General features: G+C 48.2%; 24 protein-coding genes. 6 read left to right on the forward strand and 18 right to left on the reverse strand.

Annotated elements, in window-relative coordinates; translation table 11 throughout:
• Positions 1-71: 71 nt before the first annotated feature.
• The 3 genes from LCM10_RS05205 to LCM10_RS05215 form a co-directional block, all read right to left on the reverse strand.
• A complete protein-coding gene (locus LCM10_RS05205) occupies positions 72-776 on the reverse strand; it encodes a DNA alkylation repair protein (RefSeq protein WP_224875604.1) in 705 nt (234 codons plus the stop codon).
• An 82-nt stretch (positions 777-858) separates the two neighbouring features.
• Positions 859-1,098 carry a hypothetical protein gene (locus LCM10_RS05210; protein WP_224875105.1) on the reverse strand — a complete coding sequence of 80 codons (240 nt, stop codon included), beginning with the start codon at positions 1,096-1,098 and terminating at the stop codon, positions 859-861.
• A gap of 56 nt (positions 1,099-1,154) precedes the next feature.
• Positions 1,155-1,889, reverse strand: coding sequence for a class I SAM-dependent methyltransferase (locus LCM10_RS05215; RefSeq protein ID WP_224875605.1), 735 nt, complete (start codon positions 1,887-1,889; stop codon positions 1,155-1,157).
• Positions 1,890-2,021: 132 nt separating this feature from the next.
• On the opposite strand from LCM10_RS05215, the gene LCM10_RS05220 reads away from it, so the two are divergent.
• Both LCM10_RS05220 and LCM10_RS05225 read left to right on the forward strand, forming a co-directional pair.
• Positions 2,022-2,861 (forward strand): aminoglycoside adenylyltransferase domain-containing protein, encoded by an 840-nt coding sequence (locus LCM10_RS05220; RefSeq protein ID WP_224875106.1) that lies wholly within the window; start codon positions 2,022-2,024, stop codon positions 2,859-2,861.
• Positions 2,862-2,957: 96 nt separating this feature from the next.
• Entirely contained in the window at positions 2,958-3,728 is a 771-nt protein-coding gene (locus LCM10_RS05225) for a putative hydro-lyase (protein WP_224875107.1), read from the forward strand.
• A 45-nt stretch (positions 3,729-3,773) separates the two neighbouring features.
• On the opposite strand, the gene LCM10_RS05230 is transcribed toward LCM10_RS05225, so the two are convergent.
• The 5 genes from LCM10_RS05230 to LCM10_RS05250 all read right to left on the reverse strand — a co-directional run bounded on the left by LCM10_RS05230 (position 3,774) and on the right by LCM10_RS05250 (position 8,534).
• Positions 3,774-4,517: a hypothetical protein gene (locus tag LCM10_RS05230; RefSeq protein ID WP_224875108.1), complete on the reverse strand. Its 744-nt coding sequence runs from the start codon at positions 4,515-4,517 to the stop codon at positions 3,774-3,776.
• Positions 4,514-5,239, reverse strand: a complete 726-nt coding sequence (locus LCM10_RS05235) for a hypothetical protein (protein WP_224875109.1) — start codon at positions 5,237-5,239, stop codon at positions 4,514-4,516. The genes LCM10_RS05230 and LCM10_RS05235 overlap by 4 nt, the downstream gene beginning before the upstream one ends.
• Before the next feature lie 161 nt (positions 5,240-5,400).
• Positions 5,401-6,435: a zinc-binding dehydrogenase gene (locus tag LCM10_RS05240; RefSeq protein WP_224875110.1), complete on the reverse strand. Its 1,035-nt coding sequence runs from the start codon at positions 6,433-6,435 to the stop codon at positions 5,401-5,403.
• 361 nt (positions 6,436-6,796) lie between these two features.
• On the reverse strand, positions 6,797-7,576 hold the full coding sequence (locus LCM10_RS05245; RefSeq protein WP_224875111.1) for an ABC transporter permease: 780 nt from the start codon (positions 7,574-7,576) through the stop codon (positions 6,797-6,799).
• Complete coding sequence (locus tag LCM10_RS05250) at positions 7,566-8,534, reverse strand: ATP-binding cassette domain-containing protein (protein WP_224875112.1); 969 nt, start codon at positions 8,532-8,534, stop codon at positions 7,566-7,568. The genes LCM10_RS05245 and LCM10_RS05250 overlap by 11 nt, the downstream gene beginning before the upstream one ends.
• A 313-nt stretch (positions 8,535-8,847) precedes the next feature.
• Here LCM10_RS05250 and katG point away from each other — a divergent pair, with 313 nt between their 5' ends.
• Positions 8,848-11,070 (forward strand): catalase/peroxidase HPI, encoded by a 2,223-nt coding sequence (gene katG, locus LCM10_RS05255; protein ID WP_224875113.1) that lies wholly within the window; start codon positions 8,848-8,850, stop codon positions 11,068-11,070.
• Between the two features lie 59 nt (positions 11,071-11,129).
• On the opposite strand, the gene LCM10_RS05260 is transcribed toward katG, so the two are convergent.
• The 7 genes from LCM10_RS05260 to LCM10_RS05290 form a co-directional block, all read right to left on the reverse strand.
• Positions 11,130-12,095, reverse strand: coding sequence for a histidinol phosphate phosphatase domain-containing protein (locus LCM10_RS05260; RefSeq protein WP_224875114.1), 966 nt, complete (start codon positions 12,093-12,095; stop codon positions 11,130-11,132).
• Positions 12,096-12,107: 12 nt separating this feature from the next.
• Positions 12,108-12,887 carry a DeoR/GlpR family DNA-binding transcription regulator gene (locus LCM10_RS05265; protein WP_224875115.1) on the reverse strand — a complete coding sequence of 260 codons (780 nt, stop codon included), beginning with the start codon at positions 12,885-12,887 and terminating at the stop codon, positions 12,108-12,110.
• The gene (locus LCM10_RS05270) at positions 12,884-13,888 is read right to left on the reverse strand and encodes an ABC transporter ATP-binding protein (protein WP_224875116.1); all 1,005 of its coding nucleotides are present in this window, start codon (positions 13,886-13,888) and stop codon (positions 12,884-12,886) included. Before LCM10_RS05270 ends, LCM10_RS05265 begins: the two co-directional genes overlap by 4 nt.
• Before the next feature lies 1 nt (position 13,889).
• Positions 13,890-14,669 (reverse strand): ABC transporter permease, encoded by a 780-nt coding sequence (locus LCM10_RS05275; protein ID WP_224875117.1) that lies wholly within the window; start codon positions 14,667-14,669, stop codon positions 13,890-13,892.
• Positions 14,666-15,511, reverse strand: coding sequence for an ABC transporter permease (locus LCM10_RS05280; protein ID WP_224875118.1), 846 nt, complete (start codon positions 15,509-15,511; stop codon positions 14,666-14,668). The genes LCM10_RS05275 and LCM10_RS05280 overlap by 4 nt, the downstream gene beginning before the upstream one ends.
• Positions 15,512-15,574: 63 nt before the next feature.
• Positions 15,575-16,399, reverse strand: a complete 825-nt coding sequence (locus tag LCM10_RS05285; protein WP_224875119.1) for an alkaline phosphatase family protein — start codon at positions 16,397-16,399, stop codon at positions 15,575-15,577.
• Positions 16,389-17,474 carry an ABC transporter substrate-binding protein gene (locus tag LCM10_RS05290; RefSeq protein WP_224875120.1) on the reverse strand — a complete coding sequence of 362 codons (1,086 nt, stop codon included), beginning with the start codon at positions 17,472-17,474 and terminating at the stop codon, positions 16,389-16,391. Before LCM10_RS05290 ends, LCM10_RS05285 begins: the two co-directional genes overlap by 11 nt.
• 521 nt (positions 17,475-17,995) lie before the next feature.
• On the opposite strand from LCM10_RS05290, the gene LCM10_RS20750 reads away from it, so the two are divergent.
• Positions 17,996-20,068: a lamin tail domain-containing protein gene (locus tag LCM10_RS20750; RefSeq protein ID WP_224875606.1), complete on the forward strand. Its 2,073-nt coding sequence runs from the start codon at positions 17,996-17,998 to the stop codon at positions 20,066-20,068.
• Positions 20,069-20,140: 72 nt separating this feature from the next.
• Here LCM10_RS20750 and LCM10_RS05300 read toward each other — a convergent pair whose 3' ends face one another.
• Entirely contained in the window at positions 20,141-20,491 is a 351-nt protein-coding gene (locus LCM10_RS05300; protein WP_224875121.1) for a winged helix-turn-helix transcriptional regulator, read from the reverse strand.
• Positions 20,492-20,620: 129 nt separating this feature from the next.
• Between LCM10_RS05300 and LCM10_RS05305 the strand changes: the two genes are divergently transcribed.
• Positions 20,621-21,112, forward strand: a complete 492-nt coding sequence (locus LCM10_RS05305) for a lactoylglutathione lyase family protein (protein ID WP_224875607.1) — start codon at positions 20,621-20,623, stop codon at positions 21,110-21,112.
• Positions 21,113-21,441: 329 nt separating this feature from the next.
• Positions 21,442-21,954, forward strand: coding sequence for a DoxX family protein (locus LCM10_RS05310; protein WP_224875122.1), 513 nt, complete (start codon positions 21,442-21,444; stop codon positions 21,952-21,954).
• A 166-nt stretch (positions 21,955-22,120) separates the two neighbouring features.
• Here LCM10_RS05310 and LCM10_RS05315 read toward each other — a convergent pair whose 3' ends face one another.
• Both LCM10_RS05315 and LCM10_RS05320 read right to left on the reverse strand, forming a co-directional pair.
• Positions 22,121-23,167, reverse strand: a complete 1,047-nt coding sequence (locus tag LCM10_RS05315; RefSeq protein ID WP_224875123.1) for a lactonase family protein — start codon at positions 23,165-23,167, stop codon at positions 22,121-22,123.
• 111 nt (positions 23,168-23,278) lie between these two features.
• Complete coding sequence (locus tag LCM10_RS05320; protein ID WP_224875124.1) at positions 23,279-23,962, reverse strand: diphthine--ammonia ligase; 684 nt, start codon at positions 23,960-23,962, stop codon at positions 23,279-23,281.
• Between the last annotated feature and the right edge of the window lie 55 nt (positions 23,963-24,017).

Below are 24,017 nucleotides of genomic sequence, written 5' to 3' on the forward strand. Positions count from 1 at the left end.
AGGTACGTCCCTCATCACGGTAACGCATCACCGCGACGAGGGACGTACCTTCAAAAGTCCTCACTTACATTTTAACATCGGACATATTTCCGTTTAAAGCCGATTTTCCCACGATCCACTTCTTTCTGGATGGTGTCAGAGGCACGAAGGACAGTAGTCTTTTTCTTTCCTGCCACATCGACTGGGCCGATTTCATTTGCTATTTCGACCGCTTTCTCATGAAGGGGTACGAAGGAGATCCCGACCGTATACACGAATTGATTCATCGCATATTTCGTACGCTCCGGGGCGTCATGGATCGTATCTTTCACTTGTTGAAGCATAGCCTCGAGCTTACTGACGGAGAACCTTTCGTCTTTGCGGTTCCCGAGCATCCAACAGTAGCAGCTCCAACCGCCCGACATTCTCAGCTCGTCCCCGCTCGCAATCCAACGATCGGCAACGTCCTCTGCCAAATCGGACTCAGCGAGCGTCACCGCCACGACGTAATCGGACAGCATATAGAAATACGCCCCATCCATCCAGCGGTCGAAATCCTCTGCGACCATTTGTTTCGGTTCAGCGATGATGCCTGCGAAATACATCGCATCATAGTTCCCTGTAGCATACAGTTCGTCAGCGAGTGTCTGATTCAACCCAATCTTCTTGGCCATCGGTTTCATCGCGCCGGTCGCCACACCGAAAACCGGTTCGTGCGCCCCGTTCGACATATACATCTTCTTCGTCCGCTCCTTGCCGAGCGCTTCAAGTTCGTTCATCACATCTCGCACATCCATCACCGATCACTTCCTTTTAATTAATCAACTGCTTTAACACTTCACCGCACCACGGGACGTACCTTCATGCATTAAAGTACCCCTAATAAAGCTTCACCAGTCCCACCGTGAGTATGGATACTCCAACAAGCAGAAACAAGAGGCTGAATCCAAGTGACACCTTGCCTTCCTCCCGATACGATCGCAGGGACATCTCAATACCGTAAACGATCCAAAAGACGACCATTACGAGTCCCGACTCTGAGTGATAGCCGTTGGTGGCAAGAAAGAATCCGACCACCAACAATATACATTTCAGAACAAAAAATACTCTTCTTTCCATGATAAAACTCCTAACCAGTAGACAATTATAGCCTATTCACGAAAATACCAAATCAACTACTTTTTCACACATCCAAACACCAACACAACCGGAATCCGCTGCCTCCTAAGAAACTCTTCCTCACTCGTAAAGTGCTCGCGCCTCGGCGTTCCCTCACGAAGAGCCGTGACCGTAAACCCCGACTGAGTCAGCGCCTCAAAATAGTGCTCGATCGTCCGGTGTTGCTTCACCACCACTCGATCGATCCAAGGCTCTTTCCGCTCTCCTTCTATAAAATAGTCATCAACGATCCAATTCCCTCTTTTATCCCCGGATTGCTTGCTATCAAAAGAGGATGTCGTCAAGGGATGTTGAACGCTAAAGACAAACTTGCCCCCGTTTTTCATTGTTCTATGTACGTTCTTGAATAGTTGAAGGAGATCCGCTACATAGTGAATGGCAAAGCGGGACGTGACGATGTCGAATCGCTCTTCCGGATAAGGGAAGGATTCCATCGTTTCCCGGATGACCTCCGCGTTTCCACCATCCAGATGACGCTCGGCAGCCTCAGCCATCTGCACCGAACCCTCGACACCGGTATAATGGCCGGCCCCCTTTTCCAGAAGATCCTTCCCAAACGAACCATCTCCGCAGCCAAGATCCAAGATACTCTTCCCTTCGAAGCCATCGATGAGTTCCCACATGACCGGACCCTCGATCGCATTGTTCGGGCTATCGACCCGATCTCTTCTTTTAAAATAATTCTCGAAAAATCCTTCCTGGTCATATACGCTTGAGCCCCTGAATTCCATCACGCATCATCCCCCTATCCTGACAATCTTGTTTAATAATACCATATTGCGCCCGTGTGAGATGGCCAAAAGATCAATTGACCACAATTGTATAAAAATGGTATTCTATGAAAAATGCTAGGAGGAAAAACAGTGAAAGAATTCCCAGAAGAAGTAAAGGAAAGCATTGATTCTTATCTCAGTTTACTAGAAGAATACTTACCGAACACGGTCAGTGGACTTTGGATACACGGCTCAATAGCGCTGGATGCATATGTGAAAGACAGCAGTGACATTGACTTCATCACCATCACCAGTCGTGAATTGACCATGGAAGATTCGAACGTATTAGCTTCCATCCACCAAGAACTTCAATCACAAAAAAACAAACCGGAATGGGATGGCGTATACATAACCCTAGATGAGCTAAAAAATGTGAATGAAAATGTCGATGCGTACACATGCAAATCTTATTTATTCTTCAATGACGGAGAGATGCACCACGATTCGTATTTTAATTTCAACCCGATCACCTGGTTCACGCTTGCACACAAAGGCATTGCGGGGATCGGGCCAGACCCACGTCAGGTTGAATTGGATGACCACTCTGATCAACTTGTCGATTATGTACAGAAAAACATGAACAGCTACTGGAAAAATAGAGTGGAACATTATAAAGAGATGCTCCCGCACATCCAGAATATACCCACAGAAAAAATCGAAACCGAGATTGAATGGACGGTCCTCGGGTTACTGCGTCAATATTATACGATCAAGGAAGAAAACATCATCTCAAAGCTCCATTCTGGCTATTATGGGCTGAAGCACTTGCCGGTTAAGTGGCACCCCCTCATTCAAGAAAGCATCAATATTCGCTCCAATCACGGCCAGTCATTATTTCCATCGGATGAAGAAAGGGTCGAAACGCTTTATCGCTTTGCACAGTTCATTTTTACAGAAAGCCTGACGGATGCCCCGTCAAAATCAACTTAATTTGCAAACAGCCCCTTCTCGTATAAAGGGGCTGTTTTTGTTACACTATAAACAATTCAAAAAATTCAGCAACCATCACGAAAGGAGCCAACATCCATGCTACCGACAGAACTACGATCAATGATCCGCAGCGGCACCCACACCACTCATACCTCTGGTGTCTGCGAAGACTACGTCCAGACCAACCTCGTCATCCTCCCGAAGGAATACGCATTTGACTTTCTTCTCTTCACCATGAGGAACCAGAAGTCTTGCCCCGTGATTGAGGTATTGGAGGACGGCCGCTTCGTATCCGACTATGCAAAGGATTCCGACATCCGGACAGATCTCCCCCTCTATCACGTGTACGAGCACGGCAGGCTCGTGGAGAAGAAGCAGCGGGTGGACGACTGCTGGAGGGACGATTTCGTCAGCTTCCTGATTGGCTGCAGCTTCACATTTGAAAGTCAGCTGATCAAGGGGGGCATTCCGCTCAGGCATATCCAGGAAAATAAAAATGTCGCCATGTACAAGACGTCGATCCAGACGGAAAGCGCGGGCGTTTTCAAAGGAGAAACGGTCGTATCGATGAGACCGATCCCGGATTCCCTCGTTCAACAAGCAGCAGACATCACCTCCCTTTTCCCAGAAATGCACGGTTCGCCCCTGCATATCGGGGATCCCGCGGAAATCGGCATAGAAGACATCACTCGACCCGACTACGGTGATTTTGTCGGCATTAAAGAGGGGGAAACGCCTGTGTTCTGGGCTTGTGGTGTCACTCCCCAAGCCGTTGCACTCGCGTCAAAGATCCCAACCATGATCACCCATGCACCGGGTCACATGTTCGTCACCGATTGGAAAAATGAAGAGTATCTTCAGAAATAATAAAACATCCGTCCCCTTTTCAAACAGGGGACGGATGTCCAGTTCTTACTCGACCTCTCTCTTATTCAGAAGGGGCACATGCTCTTCCTCCGTGCCAATACTGTGAAAGCTGTTCCCATTCACCGCATTTCCCGGAAGCTTTTCTTCCCCTTGTTCATCAAGCGGTAGCCAACCGAAGGCCAAATAAGGCTGTTGCACGAAATCATCAAAAAGGGAAAATCCGCTGTTTCTTCCCCCTTCTACCAGCGTCTCCATCACGTATGCCCAATCATCCGGGAGCTTCATGACGCCATTTTCATGACCTTCAAACAGCATTTCTTTCTTCATCTGGATGGCAGGATCATATCGATGCCTATCACCCGATATCGAATAATACCGATCCTTTTTCAAGTAAAAATTCAACGTAGCGAGGCGTGCTTTCGGGTCGATATTCCAAATGATCCGGTAAGTGGAGGGATCGCCGGGTTCGATCTTCCATATCCTTGGTTCACCTTTCGTATGGACGACCGCCAGCCTCCATTTGCGCTTTTTCCACACCCAATTGCTGACACCGTATGTTCCTGTTTTTGACTTAAAAAAGACCGTCGCGTTTCGCTCATCGATCAAGACCGCATCCTGAATCTCGATAGCACCCGCTGCAGGCAATGTGACATTGATTTTATCCATCATCTCGTCATCCCCCGGGAGAGATGCAGGACTTGTAAAGAAAAACCAATAGATTGATAGGATTCCAGCAAGAGGTATGAGAACGATTCCAAGTAAAATCCCTTTCTTTCTTCTCGTCATCATTCACTCCCCTCCTCGAGAATCGACTCTTCGCATCGATAATAGTATTGTTCGCGGAAGGTTGTGACAAGAATCCCTTTTCCGTCTTTCTCCACGTATACGACTGGATTCCCCCCGCTTCCCCATGCTGAAGACACATTTTGGAGTACATAAGGAAAGCGCTCATTCTTATTTCGTTCCCCATCCGATTCATTGTGCATTTCCTCGTACCAGCCATCACTGTCCACTTCATTTTGTTTCATGAATGGCAGTTGTTCTTTCAGTCCGTCTCTGTCCAGCATGCGGTCATCCCGTCCAGTCGGATGGATGCTCACAATTGATGCTTTCGATACATTTCCAATATAGGTCGTGGGATCCGATGCCGGATAAACAGTGGAGTAAAACGGGATCCAGACAAGGGACGCGATCATGAACAAAAAACTGCTGGAGAAACCGAGCCACGCGAACGGACGGTATTTCTCCCACCTATCCTCACTCCTCGACAGAAACCCATACATGATCCATACACCGAGAGGCAGAACCGGAAATTTCACGAGTGTCCCGGCGAAATCACGATTGATCGTGAACGCAAACTGCCCGACCACTAAAACCAGAAGCACCTTCCACACCCTCGGCTTCACTTCTTTCTTTCTATAATACCTGTATGCAGCAAGCCCGATCACCAACCAAACGAGCATATCCAACCCAACCGAAACAGCATCAAGCGGCATATCAAATTGAAACATATTCCCCTTCCCTCACTCTCTCTCTATCAAACTCATAACCCCTACTTACCATTCTAATCCACCATCTTACCATCCATTCCCACAAATGGTAAAGAACCAATAACAAAGGTACGTCCCTCACCACTGTAACGCGCTACCGCGATGAGGGACGTACCTTCATGTTATGGGATGAGCACGATTTTGCCCATTTTCCCTTTGTTTTTGAAGTATTCCTGAGCTTCGCGTGCTTGTTCGAGGGGGAAGGTCCGGTCGATGACGGGCTGTAGTTTTCCTTCTGAAATTGCCTTCATCATGTCCTTGAACTCTTCCCTTGTGCCAAGCACCGATCCGTACATGGTGATATGGTTCAAGTAAAGCGTCCTGAAATCGAACGTTGTCACCTGACCGCCTGACGATCCCGAGATGCAGAACTTCCCGCCTTTTTTCAATACAGCAAGTGTAGTCTCGAACAACGCATCCCCGACGACGTCCAGAACAGAGTCGACCGGTCCTTCGTTCACAGCCAGGATGTCATCCGCGAGATGATCCGAACGGTAGGATACGACATGGGTTGCACCCAATTCCTTCATCCGTTCCTCGGCAGCCAGATCACCAACGACCGCGATGACCTTTGCCCCGAAAACCCGGGATGCAATCTGTACATTCAGGGAACCGACTCCTCCGTTCGCCCCCGTGACGAGGATCGTTTCCCCGGAATGAGCCTCGATTTGATTCACCATGTGCCACGCCGTCAATCCACTCACCGAGAACACGGCGCTCTCCGTATAGTCGGCAAGCGGCATGTCATAACAGAGCGCAGCCGGCCACACCACGTATTCCGCATAACCTCCGTCATACTCCGATCCGATGAACGACATGTCTTCCGCGATATGCTCCCTCCCCTCTTCCCCGCTTGATGTGAACGGGAACAGGACCACATCCTTGTCAACGAGGGACGGAGCAACCGACGATCCTGCCTTGACGACTCTGCCCGTTATATCAGAGCCCGGTATTCTCGGAAACTGTACCCCTTCAGGCCTCCATCCCGATTCCTTATCAGAACCGTATGCCCCTTCCCTCATCCAGATTTCCGTATTGTTGATCGCACATGCCTTGACCTTCACCAAGACTTCATATTCACCTGGTTCAGGGATTGGTATTTCAACTACTTTCAATTGCTCGAGTCCGCCATATCCATTCACTTGCACAGCTTTCATAACGTCACTTCCTTCTTTCATATCTTTGATGATAAATTTCATAAAAAATCAGCCAAATCTCGCATTCACTCCAAATCGAGAAAAGTGAGCGTTGCTGCGCTGTTTAAAATCACTTCGGAAGTTGACATGAGGGTTTATAATCGATATCAAAACGTTCATTATTGAAAACAAACATTTTAATACCACTATCCAACATGCCTATTCCCAACTACTTCCCATCACACGAAACCTTATATTATCAAAATCCCATCTATATAATCAAACCTTCCCTTTTATTATCCCTACTCAAACCATTATTAAACTACCCGCAATGCTCCCTTGAACAAAAATAAAGAGAGAGCAACCAAGCTCTCTCCACATTCTATTGCCTGGAAACCGCACCCTTCGCAGATACAGCCGCAAACGTGATCGTAATCGCACTGACCACCACAATCGCAATCACACCCTGCATCAAATCCCAGAACACCCAGCCATCAATCAGTGCCGTTCGCATGCTTTCAAAAATATATGTCGTCGGATTGATCGTTGCTGCTATCTTCAGCCACTGCGCTTCGATGAGTTCATACGGTACAAATGTCGTACTCAAGAAGATCAATGGGAAAAAGATGAACGTCCCCGCCTGCGCGGCTTGGGCATTCCTCGTCCGGAGCGCAAGCCCGACCGAGTAACCGGCGAACGCTAGCCCCCAGCCAACCGCAATCAGAAGGACGAACAACACGCCGCCAAAACCGGTCTTCACATCCAGACCCAATAAGAACGCCATCCCGATGATCAGAAGCGTCTGGACAAGCAGTTGTAGCATACCGGCAATGATCGGTCCGAGCACGATCGCAAGACGTGAAGCAGGCGTCAATAACAACCTTGAGAAAAATCCCGTCTCGATATCCTTCACGATGCTCTGTCCGGCTCCACCCGCTCCACCGATTGCTGCCGACACGATCGAAACAGGCAGGATGAACGCCAGATAGTCGGCGCCTTCAAACGTCGGTAGCTGGGAGATTCCGCTCAACCCTCCTTCATACACAAGCAGGAAGAAAGCGGAAATAATCAAGTTCGGGATAAACGAAAAAGGATTCCGAAGCGTTGTCTTGATATTCCTCACTGTCATCAGCCACGTATCCCTGAGTACACTATTCCCCACGTGCAGCCACCCCTTCCTTCGGTTCCCCGGTCAATTTCAGGAAAATATCATCAAGCGTCGGTGACGAAAGCTGGATGTCGACGACACCGATGCCCTCCGCATCAAACATGCGGACAACCTCCACCAGCTGCTTCGTCCCCTCTTCCACATAGACGAGGATCTTATCCTGCTGACTGAGGACGTCTACCCCGTCGAGCCCCCCACGGATAAGGGATAAGGCACGCTCGCTCTCCCCTTCATCTTTTAACGAGAGTGTGATCAGATCATGCCCGATCTCCGCCTTTAACTCTTTCGGTGATCCCATCGCGACGATTTTCCCTTTGTTGATGATGCCGATCCGGTCTGCCAAGGAATCCGCTTCCTCCAAATATTGCGTTGTCAGGAAGATGGTCGTGCCCTTCTCTTTATTCAGCCTCCTCAGTTCTTCCCAAATCGCCGCCCGGCTTGAAGGATCAAGTCCGGTCGTCGGCTCATCAAGAAATAGGATCTTCGGCTCGTTCACGAGGGTGAGGGCAAGATCCAGTCTCCTCCTCATCCCTCCCGAGTATCCGCCGATCCTGCGTTCGGCCGCTTCCGTCAAATTCACAATGTCCAGAAGCTCGACAGCCCTCTTCCTCCCTTCTTCCTTCCCGAAACCGAATATGTACGCCTGTAATTCCACCATCTCACGGCCCGTCAGATCCGGATCGACGCCCGTTTCCTGAAGCGCGACACCAATGTGCTGACGAACCTTCTCGGGGTCGTTCACCACATCATGCCCGGCGACTTCCACTTTTCCTGAGGTCGCGTTGATCAACGTCGTCAGGATCTGGACCGTCGTTGATTTACCTGCCCCATTCGGCCCAAGGAATGCGAAGAACTCGCCCTCTTCCACTTCGAACGTGACACCCCTAACCGCTTGGACATTTCCTTTTTTGAACGTTTTGGTCAGATCCTCTACCACTATCCTGCCATTCAACCTAAACCATCCCCTTTCAACGTTTCCTCTTACAAATATTCGGCGCAACACCCACTATAATCCTCTTTTACAATGTGCCGACCCACGATCACTTTTTCATAAAAATGGAATGTTCCCACGCACATTATCACATACTAACTCAGCTGGAAAAAACACACTAATAAAGACAAAGATGGTGCTAACAGTAAAATACGCCAATTAGAAGAGGCTTCTCGCTTTCATTCACCATCACCGTCAATTATAATGATAATTAAGAATTGTTGTAATTATCACTCTTTTTTAACAACCCCTCACTCAGGAAGGAGAATGGTAAATGGAACACAATAACAGACCCGACCAAAAGGAACATACTTCTGCAGGGCAGTGTCCTGTCACCCATCATAAGGACAGCGCGATCACGACGACGACTTCCCCGCGCGGTACAACGAATAGGGATTGGTGGCCGAACATGCTGAATCTCGGCATCCTTCGCCAGCATGATCGAAAGGCGAATCCGATGGATGAAGATTTTAACTACAGGGAGGAATTCACGAAGCTTGATTATGATGCTTTGAAAAAAGACCTCCATTCATTGATGACAGACAGTCAGGAATGGTGGCCGGCGGATTACGGTCATTACGGTCCCTTCTTCATCCGCATGTCCTGGCATGCAGCAGGTACATATCGTCAAGGCGACGGCCGCGGCGGCAGCTCAAACGGCGCTCAGCGCTTTGCACCACTGAACAGCTGGCCGGACAACGTCAACCTCGACAAAGCCCGCCGCCTACTTTGGCCGATCAAGCAAAAGTATGGAAATAAGATTTCGTGGGCGGATCTGCTTGTGTTGACCGGGAACGTGGCCCTCGAGTCGATGGGCTTGAAGACATTCGGTTTCAGCGCCGGGCGCGAGGACATCTGGCACCCTGAGGAGGATGTGTATTGGGGTACCGAGAAGGAGTGGCTGGCTGATAACCGTTATTCCGGCGACCGTGAGCTTGAGGATCCCCTTGCGGCTGTGCAGATGGGACTCATCTACGTCAATCCGGAAGGTCCGAACGGGGAGCCTGACCCAATGGGAAGTGCCCGTGATATCCGCGATACATTCGGCCGGATGGGTATGAATGATGAAGAAACGGTCGCGCTCATCGCAGGCGGTCATACATTCGGAAAAGCGCATGGTGCCGGGGATGCCTCGCTTGTCGGCGACGATCCTGAAGCAGCGACGATGGATCATCAGGGACTCGGCTGGATGAGCAGCTACGGCAGCGGAAAAGGCCGCGACACCATTTCAAGTGGAGTCGAAGGCGCATGGACAACGAATCCAACGACATGGGATAACGGCTACTTCGATCTTTTATTCGGCTATGAGTGGGAAGTGACCAAGAGTCCTGCCGGCGCTTCGCAATGGACACCGGTCAATATGACGGAGGAACATATGGCACCTGACGCGGAGGATCCGTCCATCAAAGTGAAAACGATGATGACGACTGCCGATATGGCACTGCGTACGGATCCGGATTATGAAAGAATCTCACGCCGTTTCTACGAAAATCCGGACGAATTCGCCGACGTGTTCGCACGTGCCTGGTTCAAACTCCTTCACCGGGATATGGGGCCGAAATCACGATACATCGGTCCTGAGGTTCCGGACGAGGAGCTGATCTGGCAAGACCCGATCCCGGCAGTCGATTACAATCTTTCGGATTCGGAAATTGCTTCATTGAAAGAAAAGATCCTGGCGTCAGGATTATCAGTAAGTGAGCTCGCGAAGACTGCGTGGGCTTCAGCAAGCACGTATCGCGGCTCCGACATGCGTGGAGGAGCGAACGGGGCACGTATCCGCCTCGCTCCGCAGAAGGACTGGGAAGCAAATGAGCCGGAGCAGCTGCAGAAAGTGCTGGGGGTTTATGAAGACATTCAGAAGGGCCTCGACAAGAACGTCAGCCTGGCCGACCTGATCGTCCTCGGCGGGAATGCAGCCATTGAAAAAGCCGCAAGTGATGCAGGCTTCGATGTGACGGTACCGTTCACGCCCGGACGCGGTGATGCGACTGCGGAACAGACGGATGTTGAAAATTTCGATGTACTGGAACCGCTATCGGACGGGTTCCGTAACTATCAGAAGAAAGAATACTCGGTAAGCCCTGAAGAAATGCTTGTCGACAAAGCCCAGCTTCTCGGACTGACTGCGCCGGAAATGACCGTCCTCCTTGGCGGCATGCGTGTCCTTGGAACAAATCACGGAGGCACGGATCACGGGGTCTTCACCGAAAATGTCGGTTCATTGACGAATGATTTCTTCGTCAACCTCCTGGACATGGGGATCGAATGGAAACCTGCAGGCTTCAATCTGTACGAAGGACGTGACCGCAAGACAGGTGAAGTCAAGCGCACGGCGTCTCGCTTCGACCTTGTCTTCGGATCGAACTCGGTCCTCCGTGCACTGTCCGAAGTCTATGCACAGGATGACAACAAAGAGAAGTTCGTCCGTGACTTCGTCTCTGCCTGGGCCAAAGTGATGGATGCGGATCGTTTTGATGTAAAATATCAATCATAAACACACGTAAACGCCGATTCACCTTTTTTGGGTGAATCGGCGTTTTTTCATGCATCTCCCTAAAATGTCGTAATCTGATCAATGCCAAGTTTCCTCAACTTTTCGGTGTTCTCCCCGATATACATTCCGATGTCATCCGGAAAATGGGAGTCGGATGAGGTGGTGAACTTCACACCCGCATTAGCAAGGATCGTTAAAAACGTGTCGCTCGGGCACATTTCCTTGATCGGATAACGATAGAATAAACCGGCATTCACTTCCGTTGCGGTGTTTGTTTCGACTAACGCCTTCGCAATTTTTTCATAGTGCGGCAGGAGTGTACGTTCGTCCGGCCGGAAGTTGAATACTTTCAGGTTATCAAGATGGGCAACGAAGTCAAACAGGTTGCTGCGTATGGCTTCCTCGACAATCCCAAAAAAGCGAGCATACAATGCATCTAGATCATATCGTTCGAACTGATCGATCGCATCCGGATTATCAAAGCCCCAGCCATCGATAAAATGAACCGAGCCGATCACATAATCCCAGTTGTATGCATCGAGCAATGCCTTCAGCTGATCGTGGCACCCAGGAAAGAAATCCGCTTCCATCCCGAGCTTCAGTACGATCCCTTCATTCGCCCATTTCTCCTTTTGACTTTCGATAAACCGAACAAAGTCCGCCATTCTCTCCGTCATCACCTGGTTCAACCATCGGTGCTGTTTCCTCCCGAGTTCGGTGTCACTGAGATCCATATGATGTTCGAAGTAGTCCCTCGTCTCCACAAAACGGTAGAGGTGATCCACGATGCCGACTTCCTTGAGATTCCGTTCCTTCGCTTTTTTCAAATAAAGATCCAGCCATTCGGCTGAATATGGACCTTTTTCCAACCGGTCTGACAACAGGCTGTGGGACGTTTGGATCCAACTCCGATGATGGACGCCCTCATCATTTCCATGAAAATGCCTCAACGCACGACTCGTGCGTTCGAGCCAGCGAAATGAGTAGGGCCCTTCTTCTAGATGTACGTGATAATCGACAGTCATGGGGTTTCCTCCTTATGGCGATATCCATTTCTTCAGTTTCAGTTTCTTGTTTTTCTGCCATTCCCTCGGCATCGGTGCGTCACAAACCACATAGTCGAGTTCATTAGCCGAACCGAACCGGCAAAAAGAGGTCTGATCCAGTTTGGATGAATCCACAAGCAGGAACGTCTCCCTCCCCTGCTTTAATACATTCTCTGAGACTAGTGATTCCTCCAGGTCGTAATCATAGATGTCATGTTCCGTGAAGCCTCCGCACGACAGGAAGACTTTATCGAACTGGAAATGGCGCAGCATCTGGTTCGTCAATGTGCCTGCCACCGATTTTTGCTGGGGATTGGACATCCCTCCGAGCATCACCAGCTTCCCGTCGAAGATCTTCGCTTCCAGGTTTTTATTGATGACCTCTGCTGCCGCAAGGGAATTGGTGACGATCGTCAGGCGTTGAAGGCCTGCGAGGGTATTCGCCAACTGATAGGTGGTCGTCCCGACATCGAGCATGATGGTGTCCCCGTTTTGGACGTAGCGTGACGCGAGCCTCCCGATCAGCCTTTTTTCCTCCAGCCTGACATTCATCTTCTGCCTGAATAACGGCTCCTGTACCGGTGGGACATATTTGACCGCCCCCCCATGTACACGGGTGAGTCGATTTTCCCTCTCCAGAAATGCAAGGTCTTTTCGAATCGTTTCAGGAGTGACATCCAATTTTTCAGCTACTTGTGACACATAGATTTTCTCATCTTCTTCTAAAAGTTCCTCGATACACTTGTATCGGTCCGTTGCAAATGCGCTCATGAGAGAGGGATCACATCCTGTTCTTCTATATACATCGTCACTTCATCTTGAAGACTGAGCCCTGACATTCGCTGCTGCAGCATATCCGCAACGAACGTCACGGAATCGCCCTGAAGCTCATAACGGACAATGCTCCCCAAGACGTTGATGTCCTTGACGACGGCTCTTACGGCCAAGGTGTTTTCACCAGGATTCAGACGGAATGCTTCCGGTCTGATCGCATATACCTTGCCAGCCTCCACTGAGGGAGGATCGAGCAATGCAACGATTTCGTTGGAAGATAGGACATTATAATGGCCGATGAAACGCGCCGTGAATTCTGTTTTCGGGTTCATGTAGAGGTCATGTGGATGACCTTCCTGCTCCACTTCCCCATTATTCAATAGGATGATGCGGTCACTGACGACCATGGCTTCTTCCTGGTCGTGGGTGACGAGGATCATCGTCATACCTAGCCGTTGCTGAATGGAACGCAATAATTGCTGAAGATTCTTCCGGATCTGGGCATCAAGTGCACTCAACGGTTCATCTAGAAGAAGGACTTTCGGTTCCACGACAATACTTCTTGCCAACGCCACACGTTGCTGCTGCCCTCCGGATAATTCATGCGGATACGCTTGTTCCTTACCCGTCAGTCCGACCAACTCAAGGATGGTCATTACCTTCTCATGAATTTCTTCCTTCTTCATTTTTTTCATTTTCAACCCGAAGGCGACATTATCGAACACATTCATATTCGGAAACAAGGCATATGATTGAAAGACCATTCCGACCCCTCTGTCCTTAGGGGAAACATTTGTCACATCCCGTCCATCGATGGAGATGGATCCCGCTTCAGGGGTCACCAGGCCGGCGATCGTCCTGAGAAGTGTACTTTTCCCACAGCCACTTGGGCCGAGGAATGTAACGAGCTCCCCTTTATTGATCTCTAGATTCATATCATGGATGACCGTCTGGCCCTCAAAGGATTTATTGATGTGTTGTAAAGTGATGAAGCTCATGCTAGAACGACTCCTTTTTCCGCTGGGTGAATGTCACGACCAAGCTTGATAGGATACAGATGAATAGGAAATAACAGACCACAATGGCACTTGAGAAGTGTCCGCTTTTCTTCAATTGCTGATACAAGTAAATCTGGACCGTTTCATAGCTTCCGCCGACCAATAGATTCGCAAGGACGAATTCCCCGAATAAAATCGAGAAGGAAAGTAGCGCTGACACAAGAATGCCGGTCATGATATTCGGCACGATGATGTTCCTGAACGCCGTGACCTTCGTCGCTCCGAGCAGCTCGGCCGCTTCCATCAAGGAAGAAGCATGGATGTTTCTCAAGCTATTCCTCGTTCCTTGATACATATACGGCATGATACCGATGAAATAAGCTCCGACCGTCACCAGTACCATCGGGATGCCTGCGCCTGAATAGGCCCGTAGTAGCCCGACTGCCATAATGACACCTGGCATTGCATACGTAAGAAGGACAATGGCCTGCAATCCCTTTTCAAGTCGCGGTGCATAGACGACAATCGCGAAGATTGCCGGGACCATGAACAGGACGGAAAGAATGGTGGCACCACCCGAAAGCAGCAAGGAGCGGATAATGGCAGATGTGAACGCTCCATCGTTGAATAGCTCTGTGTACCACTTAAATGTGATTCCTTCTGGCAAAATCGTTTGGTTCCACTTTGTTGAAACAGAATAGAGGAACGTCGCCAGTAATGGGACAATCAAATAGATAAAGACCGTGATCAGGGGTAGATAGGATAATCGACTTTTTTTCAACGAACATCCCTCCTTACCTTTCTTGTCAGCCACTCATTGATCAGCATGGCGACAATCAAAATCAAACCAAGTAATACGGCGAGTGCACTTCCGAGCTCGGGCTGCGCGAAAATATCACCGGATATCAAAGCACCGATCCGGATGGTTGCAAGATTATAGGTACTTCCCGTCAGCGCATAAGCGGATGCATAAGCGCCCATCGAGTTTGCAAATAAGATGCTGGCCGTACCCGCAACACTTGGCAATAAGATCGGCATGCCGATTTTCTTCCAGAACGTAAACGGTGATGCCCCCAATAGGTAAGCGGACTCCCTCCACTGTTCCTTGATTCCGTGAAAAGCGGGATACATCAACATGACAGCCAGTGGCAGTTGAAAATAAATATAAATCAGGATGAGTCCTGTCCATGAATACAAATTAAAATGTTGCAGGACTGCGACATCAAGCCTTTCCGCAAGAATCGTGAAAATACCGCTATGGCCAAGAAGGACGATAAAAGCGAAAGATAGCGGTATACCTGCGAAATTGGACGTGAGATTCGCGAGTACAAGGATCTTGTCCTGCGTCCCCTTATTGAAAAAGGTAATGCTATAGGCGGCAAATAACCCAAGGATGATGGCGACAACCGTCGATGAAACTGAAATGATGATGCTATTCTCAAACGATTTGTAATAATAAGGATTCGTAAAGATTTCCAAATAGTTTGCGAGGGTAAAAGAAGCTTCCCCACTTTTCGTGACACTTGCATGAAGCATCGAAACGAACGGTACAATCAAGAATAATAGAATAAAGACTAGTAAAGGCACCAGCGTCAGCAATATACCGGATGTCCTCTTGTTCATGGTTGTTCACTCCTTTTATCCAATGTCCCGATCACTCTGGGTGATCGGGACCGGACCGTCATGCTACTTCATTCCGGGAACGGACAATTCTTGCATGGCCTCAGTAGGCTGTATGTTCAATAGTTTGCATACGAGCGGTGCAATCTGGAGCTGCGCCAGTTCATTTTCATAGACGCCAGCTTCGAGCTTGGAACTGATGACGAATAGGGGTACTTCACGGTCATCAGCCGTTGTCCCACCATGCTGGCCATCCTTGTTCATGCCATGGTCAGCCGTGATGACGATCTGATATCCTTCAGCGATCCATTCAGGCAAGATGGATGCGAGCAACACGTCCACGGCAATCACACGATTCCGGTAGCCGGCCGAGTCTCCTGTGTATTTATGACCATCGTCATCGACGTTCATGCTGTGGACATACAGGAAATCCGGATCTTTCGCCGTTCTCAAATATTCCGCATCGGCAAAGAGATGGGAATCGGGATAATGATCTTCCCAGTAGAAGATCCCGTTTTGAATCGCTCCATCACTATCCATTAGAAGGCGGTCCTTCATCGGATTGAAAGGCGCGGAATGATAGAGTTCACTGACCCAGTTGTAGCTTGCCGTCGCATTTTTCAATCCAGCCTTAGTCGTTAAATGAAAGATACTTTCTTCTTTTGAACGACGTACGATCCCGTTGGAGGTGATGCCGTTCAAGTACGGTGGTGTACCAGTCAATAGGACTTCATAGAGGGGCCGGGACATGCTCGGCACCTCTGAAATCACTTTGAATCTTGACGCTTGGCCTTTCTCCACCAGATGATGGAGGTACCCCATATTGTCCACGGCTGTATCAAACCTGAGACCGTCGATCATGATGAAAATCAGCTTATCATTAGTTGACATGAACTAACACCTTCTCCTGCCATTGTTGTGGTAGTGCCTTTGTCGCCTCTTCCCAAGCATCCGCATCTTCTACCGGTCTTGCATTCTTGTACATGGAATCAGGAAGAAGCTTCGATTTCGCATCTTCAGGAAGCTCCACATCTTCACGGATCGGTCTTGCATATCCACGTGCAAGGTTTGCCTGTCCCTCGTCGGAAAGGATATATTCACGCGTCAGCATGGCAGCATAAGGATCTTTCGCTTTCTTATTGATCACATTCGCATATCCGGATACAACCGATGAATCAGATGGAATCACAACGTCAAATCGATCTTTATTGATTTGATCACGATAATTCAGCGCATTGAAGTCCCACACGATTGCGACATCGATTTCCCCTTTTTCAAGAGCAGTAAGGGAAGGATCGGTCGTCTGCAGGCGATCCTGTTTTGCAAGTTTTTCAAAGAACTCGATTCCCGGTTCAATGTTGTTTTCATCTCCACCGTTGGCGAATGCAGCTGCGAGTACGGCAAATTGTGCCTGATTCGCTTTCATGACATCCCCCACGTCCACTTTATAGTCACCTTCCAATAGTTCATTCCAGGAAGTTGGTGCGTCTTTCACATTGTTCTTGTCGGTAATGAATGCAAGGGTACCTGTATAACCAACTACCCAGTCCCCGTTGTCATCCTTCGCCCAATCAGGAATCTCATCCCAGTGCGTCGGTTTGTAAGGAAGGGTAAGTCCCTTTTCTTCTGCCAGCGGACCGAATGCCACTCCGACATCCCCCACATCAGCATTACCCGTTTCGAACTTCGCCAGTTCCTCTGCACTCGACATATCGGTATCACTATGTTCGATCTCATATTTCTCTGTGATGTCTTTCCATGTTTGTCCCCAGTTCGCCCATGAGTCAGGCATCCCAACCGAGTTCACTTCGCCTTCTTCTTTTGCTTTTTTCTCTATTTGCTCCATTGATAGATTCTTTGTATCGATTTTGCTTCCTTCTGACTCTTCGTTACCTGAACAGCCCGCGATAAGGAAAGCGGAAGTCACACCTACAGATAATACCTTCAACAATGCCGTCTTTTTCATGGATGTCTCCTCCTGGTTTTGAAAGTTTTTGTTTCCTTTTGTTCTACACCTACATCTTAGGAAACCAAAGTAAATGAGATATTAAACAAAAGTTAAGATGTGAGTCGATTATGTAAAGTTCATGTAAATCCATGAAGAAACCGCTATGTAGAGGGGTTTTTTGTTTTTCCCTAAAACAAATCAAGGTAATGAATAGGATGAAAGTCCCTGATTCCCTCACTATTAATACCATGTAAAAATCGTAGACTTCCTGAAAAGTCCAATCCCCGTCATGGTTCAGCATGATAGAAGAATCACCTGTCCCATGCACACCCATCCGTCATCTCTTCTAAAACGTGACTATTTCGCTATGAATTTCTAATAACTGTCTGAAATATGTCAAAAGGCACAGAAAAATCACATAATTCATTCATATTTCATTAAAAAATACGTGGTAAAGTTTAGTCGAAGTTATAAAAAAAGGAGATGTTTCAAAAATGAACCAGAAGAAGAAGTCAAAACTTTTATCATTATCAAGTGTCATGATGCTCGGGCTTTCAACGGCTGTTGCCTCCCCGTTCCTGCATGCAGATGCGGAAGGTCCGACCGATCCCGCTCCCGTGATCATGCCGGCCGGGCTCGAAACAGGAAAGAAGGTCCTTTTTGATAATACGCATGGACAGACGGCCGGAGCGGCGGACTGGGTCATTGACGGCGGCTTTTCCGATTTCGCCAACGCGATCGCAGGCGAAGGCCATTATGTGAAGGAATTGCGAAAGAACAGTCCGATCACGCTTGACGATCTCAGTGCTTACGATGTGTTCGTCATCGGAGAGGCAAACATCCCTTATAAGGCGTCCGAGCAAGCGGCCATGCTTCAATATGTCCAAAATGGCGGAAGCATTTTCTTCATTGCCGATCATTATAATGCCGACAGAAATAAAAATCGCTTTGATGCATCGGAAATTTTCAATGGCTACCGCAGAGGGGCTTGGAGTAATCCTGCCAAAGGAATGACTGCGGAAGAGGCAAATTCTGCGGCGATGTCTGGTGTCAACAGCTCCGATTGGTTATCCGACAATTTCGGCGTTCGCTTCCGTTACAACGCCATCGGAAACGTAACGGCGAATGATATCGTCTCCCCTTCACAAGCATTCGGCATCACAAACGGCGTATCGACCGTTGCGATGCATGCTGGCTCGACACTGGCGGTGACGGACCCATCGAAAGCAAAAGGGATCGTCTACCTTCCTCAAACATCGGCGAAGTGGTCGTATGCTGTCGATCAGGGAATTTACAATGGAGGCGGCAGGGCAGAAGGTCCATTCGTGGCCGTATCGAAAGTCGGTCTTGGTAAAGCGGCATTCATCGGCGATTCTTCTCCCGTTGAAGACTCCACACCGAAGTATGTAAGGGAAGAAACAGGACAGTCAAAGACTACATATGATGGCTTCACTGAGCAGAATGATGCAACGCTTCTTGTGAACATGATCAATTGGTTATCAACACAAGAAAATTACACGGATCTCACTCAAGTGAGCGGGCTACAATTGGATCAACCAACTTCCCTGCTCTCAATGGAAGATCCACAATCATCAACAGAACCACAGGCGGAACCTTGGTCTGCACCGGATGCCGGTTATAAATGGTATGACCCTACTACATTCAAGGCGGGTTCATATGGCTATATCGGCGGCGGATCGAGCGGCGGAGGCGGTTCTACGTCTGAAGAACCTGTCTTCATTTCTGAATATGTCGAAGGAAGCGGTTATAACAAGGCAATTGAAATTTTCAATGGCTCTACTTCAGCCATCGATCTATCACAGTATTCACTTGAACTTTCCAATCTTTCATCATCCATCTCATTATCAGGAACACTCGCGAGTGGGGATGTTGCGGTCATCGCCAATCCAAATGCGGATGCAGCCGTTGTTCGATCAGCCGATTTGTTGGATGCATCCATTTCATTCAATGGCGATGATTCTGTTACATTGAAACATAATGGTTCTTCCATTGACGTCGTTGGGTCAGCAGGCGTGAACTTCGGTTCGGATGTGACTCTTGTCAGGGACTCCGCGGTAACGGCAGGATCCGCAACGTATTCATCCAGTCAATGGTCAACGTATGCAAGCAATACCTTCACGTATCTCGGGTCTCATGATGGTTCGGTTTCTTCCGTTGCTGCGGTAAGCGAAGATTTTGAATCTGCCACAAAGGGTAGCTATGCGACGGGTGATGTTATCACGTCAAGCGGAAGCTGGACATTCAACAACAGCCTCATCGGCAACTTATCAAGTGATAAGAAATACGGGACCCAATCCGCTAGGGTGAAAGCAGCCGGGTCGATCACAATGAATGTTGATGCTTCATCCGCGAAGTCCGTGGTCCTCTCACACGCGAATTTCGGCAGCGATACCGGTGCCACGTGGAAATTACAAAAGTCACTCAATGGCGGTGCTTCCTGGACGGACGTCACTTCCTACAAATCGAGCGGCAGCTCACTGACTGAAGAGACGATTTCAGTTAATATCGGTTCACCAGTCCGCTTCCGCATCATGCTTTCAGGTACAAGTGGTGCTCGATTGAATATTGACGACTTTTCCATTTATCAATAATGGACGCAAAGAAACGCTCCTGCAGTGGTTTGAACCATTGCAGGAGCGTTTTCTTTTTACCATGATGTCCATCTACCCTTTAGCCCCGGACTCCCACTGTTCACTTCCCCACCGATGCATTTCCTCTAGCACCGGTTTCAGCGTCAAGCCTCTTTCCGATATCGAATACTCGACCCTCGGAGGCATCTCATTATATTGTTTCCGGATGATGAGACCGTCCTGTTCAAGCTCCTTCAGTTGCTGGGTGAGCATCTTATGCGTGATTCCCGGGAGCAGCCTTCTCATTTCGTTGTATCGCTGCATGCCGTCATAGGCAAGATGCCAAAGAATGACCGGTTTCCACTTACCTCCGATCTTTCCCAATGTATATTCAATCGAGCATTTGAGCTTCCCATGTTCATCGACTCTTATTGAATCGCTCATCTTCACTTTCCCCTCCAACCTTACTTACCAATAGGGTAGTATCTCCCCAAAAAGTGCATACTTTTGAGTAGAAGATTAACCCTTTATACTGGACATTGTCAAACAAATAAAGGAGGAACTACAACAATGATGACATATCCAAGAAGTTTTTCACATATCGGTTTGTCCGTACCAGATCTGGACAAGGCAGTAACATTTTATACAGAGGTACTGGGCTGGTACACGATCATGGAGCCATCCCCTGTCGAGAACGACGATTCCGCAATCGGCCAGATGTGCCGTGACGTCTTTGGGGACGATTGGGACACTTTCCGGATCGCCCATCTATCAACCGGTGATAAAATCGGGGTCGAGCTGTTCGAATTCCCCCATAACGAACAGCCGGAAAACAACTTTGAATACTGGAAGACGGGAATCTTCCACTTCTGCGTCCAGGACCCCGACATTGAAGGCCTTGTCGAGAAGATCGTCGAGCACGGCGGCAAACAGCGCATGCCAATCCGCGAATACTACCCGGATGACAAGCCGTACAGAATGGTCTATGTTGAAGATCCATTCGGGAATATCTTTGAAATCTACAGCCATAGCTATGAGCTGACGTATTCGGAAGGTGCTTATTAAGACCCTGAATAGTACCACTTTACGTGTGGAATCATGACTGCGATTAGAGAGTATAATACTGAAAAAGAGGCTGGGACAAAAGTGTTTCAGACAAAGTAAAACCCGAACTAATTTGTCGTTTAAACGGCATATTAGTTCGGGTTTTTATCTATTTGTATAACTGTACCAAGGTCCTTATCCTGTTCTGGATCAAACTACTTTTCTTGACTGATTCCCACTGGAATATACCTATATTCCATTAGAAATTCATTACCTTTATCATATTGATTTCGAACGCTTTTTAATCGATAATGATAATCGTTATCAACTACAATCAAGGAGGAATGATTATGTTTATCCAATTCATAAGGGAAAATCAATCTATCTCATTGGTTTTCACTGTACTTCGAATCTATCTCGGCTGGGAATGGCTTCGTGCTGGTTGGGGAAAAATCTCCAGCGGTCATTTCGATGCAAGTGGATTTTTAAATGGCGCATTGCAGAAGGTATCTGGTGAACACCCTGCCGTTCAACCTTGGTGGGGAAGCTTCTTAAAAGAAGTTGCACTACCGTATGTCGATATATTTAACGTTCTGGTTCCATGGGGAGAATTATTAGTAGGGATCGGATTAATTTTGGGAATCTTCACTTCATTTTCACTATTAATGGGGCTTACGATGAATTTTGCCTATCTGTTTTCTGGGACAACAAGTACAAATCCGCAAATGGTCCTACTAGGAATGTTGATTCTTGTGGCGGGAATGAATGCTGGAAAAATTGGATTGGATCGTTGGCTCATGCCGTTACTTCGTAGATTGGTCAATAAAAGATCTGGAGGTGAACAACTCCCGCAAAGTACATAAGTATTACAGCTTTTCCATGCACGAACCGTGAACAAAATCAGTTACTAGCTTTTTCACTTACCTAACAATATGTATTATCCGCTTGACATTCAACGAAAAACAGGCCTAATCCATTGCCGGATTAGGCCTGTTTTTTCATTAATAGAAAGAAATCACGGGTATTTACTTACCCCTTCAAAAACTTCACACAAACCGGTTCCGGAACCTTTACATCGGTTTGAAGCAGTTCAAGTTTCCCGGTCTCCATATCTCTTTCGAACAACGTCAGTGTGTTTGACTTCTGATTGGAAGCCACTAAGAATTCCCCAGTCGGATCAAGGACGAAATCACGCGGCCAATTCCCTTCCGTCGACGTCCACTCAACGAATGTCAGCATGCCTGTATCCTGAAAGACCTTGTACACTGCGATACTGTTATGACCGCGATTCCCTGCATAAACAAACTTCCCATCAGGGGAAATATGAATCGCACTACCATCATTCGTTTCAGTGAAATCTTCAGGGATAGTGGCAATGTATTGCAACTCTTCAAAACGACCCGTATTCTCGTCATATTGCAGGACAAGGACCTCAGAGCTCAGCTCCGTCATCACATAGGCAAATCTTCCATTAGGATGGAACGTCAAATGTCTTGGGCCGCTTCCAGGCTTCGTCTCAAGAACGGCTTCCTCACTGAGCTCGCCATTTTTCACTCTGTACGTATAGATACGGTCACTACCTAGATCGATGGCGATGACATATTTCCCATCAGGGGTGAAACCGGCATAATGCATATGAGGCTTTTCCTGTCTTTCGTGCGGGCCGGATCCCTCATGTTCAATGCTTGATACCAATGATTGAAGGGCACCCTCCTCATCCGTTAAATACGATTCGATCATCTTCGTATGATAATTGGCTGCCACCACGTTCCGGCTGCGGTCATCCACACTCACATGACATGGATTCGCACCAGGTGTGCTATGACTATTCAATTTCTTCAAGGCACCCGTCTCTTCGCTAATCGAGAACGCTGTCAACCCGCCATTTTCCCCTTCTTTGCTAACGGCATAAAGATTTCTTCGATCTTCACTTACCGTCACATAAGTAGGATTGTCCAACTCTGCGGCAAGCTTCACATCGGTCAATTCCTTCTTCTCGGTATCCAGCGTAAACTGATAAACACCCTTACTTTCCTGCTTCGTGTACGTACCTACGTATCCGATATAGTTCGTCATGATAAAACTCCTCTATGTAATGATCTGGACTGAACGATTCAATCTGTTACTACTATAACAAATATCTTCATCATGATAAAAACTTGTGGTGCGGCATGCTCAATCGTATTCCTACAATGGCAGGAGGTCTACATACAAAAACCGGTCACGCTTCGTTTGATGGTCCGGCGTCACCCGTTCTTCACCAAGTTTGAATTGAACCGGGAACCGAAAATTCGGTCCATCAAACACAAACGAATGAAACTCCCCGTTCTCCCCGCAAATATCACGATCCTCAGGGTAATCCTCCAGAAACGCTTCATCATACACCCTTCCTACAAATGACCGATGTAGCTTATCAAGATCCACACAGGTCATGACGGTTTTAAATCCAAGGTCGATAAACTCCCTGCCCAGGTCCCCGACCGGCCGACCCCAAAGCGGGAAGACCGGCGTGAGACCCGTCCCGGACAGCATCTTCTCGCGGTATTCCTTCACATCCTGGAGATGGATATCGCCAAACACCATATGCGTGACCCCATCATCCAGCATCTCATGAACCGCTTTTTCCATCCTCTCTGCATACTGTTCATTGGTGCTATCCTGTGGGATCCACACTTCACGAAGAGGGATGCCGAGTGAGTCTGCCTGCCGTTTCAGGAGCTCATGCCGCACTCCATGAATGGAAACCCGGTCGAAACCTTCCGTCAAAGTGACAAGTAGGGAATCGACTTCATATCCGGGATCTTGTTGAATTTTATATAATGCGAGGGTGGAATCCTTCCCACCGCTGAATCCGATCACTGTCTTTTTCATGATAGCCTCCTTCACGTTAACTGTTTTCTATTCTATTTTGACGAATCTTTTAAAA

The organism is Rossellomorea aquimaris, assembly GCF_020171925.1.
GTDB classification, from domain to species: domain Bacteria; phylum Bacillota; class Bacilli; order Bacillales; family Bacillaceae_B; genus Rossellomorea; species Rossellomorea aquimaris_F.

Coding starts and splice junctions, on each gene's coding strand:
- LCM10_RS05215 (WP_224875605.1), bottom strand. CDS start 1,889: ATGGAATTCAGGGGCTCAAGCGTATATGACCAGGAAGGATTTTTCGAG.
- LCM10_RS05225 (WP_224875107.1), top strand. CDS start 2,958: ATGCTACCGACAGAACTACGATCAATGATCCGCAGCGGCACCCACACC.
- LCM10_RS05235 (WP_224875109.1), bottom strand. CDS start 5,239: ATGTTTCAATTTGATATGCCGCTTGATGCTGTTTCGGTTGGGTTGGAT.
- LCM10_RS05280 (WP_224875118.1), bottom strand. CDS start 15,511: ATGAACAAGAGGACATCCGGTATATTGCTGACGCTGGTGCCTTTACTA.
- LCM10_RS05290 (WP_224875120.1), bottom strand. CDS start 17,474: ATGAAAAAGACGGCATTGTTGAAGGTATTATCTGTAGGTGTGACTTCC.
- LCM10_RS05315 (WP_224875123.1), bottom strand. CDS start 23,167: ATGACGAACTATATCGGATACGTAGGTACGTACACGAAGCAGGAAAGT.
- LCM10_RS05260 (WP_224875114.1), bottom strand. CDS start 12,095: ATGACTGTCGATTATCACGTACATCTAGAAGAAGGGCCCTACTCATTT.
- LCM10_RS05285 (WP_224875119.1), bottom strand. CDS start 16,399: ATGTCAACTAATGATAAGCTGATTTTCATCATGATCGACGGTCTCAGG.
- LCM10_RS05300 (WP_224875121.1), bottom strand. CDS start 20,491: ATGAGCGATTCAATAAGAGTCGATGAACATGGGAAGCTCAAATGCTCG.
- katG (WP_224875113.1), top strand. CDS start 8,848: ATGGAACACAATAACAGACCCGACCAAAAGGAACATACTTCTGCAGGG.
- LCM10_RS05320 (WP_224875124.1), bottom strand. CDS start 23,962: ATGAAAAAGACAGTGATCGGATTCAGCGGTGGGAAGGATTCCACCCTC.
- LCM10_RS05270 (WP_224875116.1), bottom strand. CDS start 13,888: ATGAGCTTCATCACTTTACAACACATCAATAAATCCTTTGAGGGCCAG.
- LCM10_RS05310 (WP_224875122.1), top strand. CDS start 21,442: ATGTTTATCCAATTCATAAGGGAAAATCAATCTATCTCATTGGTTTTC.
- LCM10_RS05230 (WP_224875108.1), bottom strand. CDS start 4,517: ATGATGACGAGAAGAAAGAAAGGGATTTTACTTGGAATCGTTCTCATA.
- LCM10_RS05210 (WP_224875105.1), bottom strand. CDS start 1,098: ATGGAAAGAAGAGTATTTTTTGTTCTGAAATGTATATTGTTGGTGGTC.
- LCM10_RS05240 (WP_224875110.1), bottom strand. CDS start 6,435: ATGAAAGCTGTGCAAGTGAATGGATATGGCGGACTCGAGCAATTGAAA.
- LCM10_RS20750 (WP_224875606.1), top strand. CDS start 17,996: ATGATGCTCGGGCTTTCAACGGCTGTTGCCTCCCCGTTCCTGCATGCA.
- LCM10_RS05265 (WP_224875115.1), bottom strand. CDS start 12,887: ATGAGCGCATTTGCAACGGACCGATACAAGTGTATCGAGGAACTTTTA.
- LCM10_RS05205 (WP_224875604.1), bottom strand. CDS start 776: ATGGATGTGCGAGATGTGATGAACGAACTTGAAGCGCTCGGCAAGGAG.
- LCM10_RS05305 (WP_224875607.1), top strand. CDS start 20,621: ATGACATATCCAAGAAGTTTTTCACATATCGGTTTGTCCGTACCAGAT.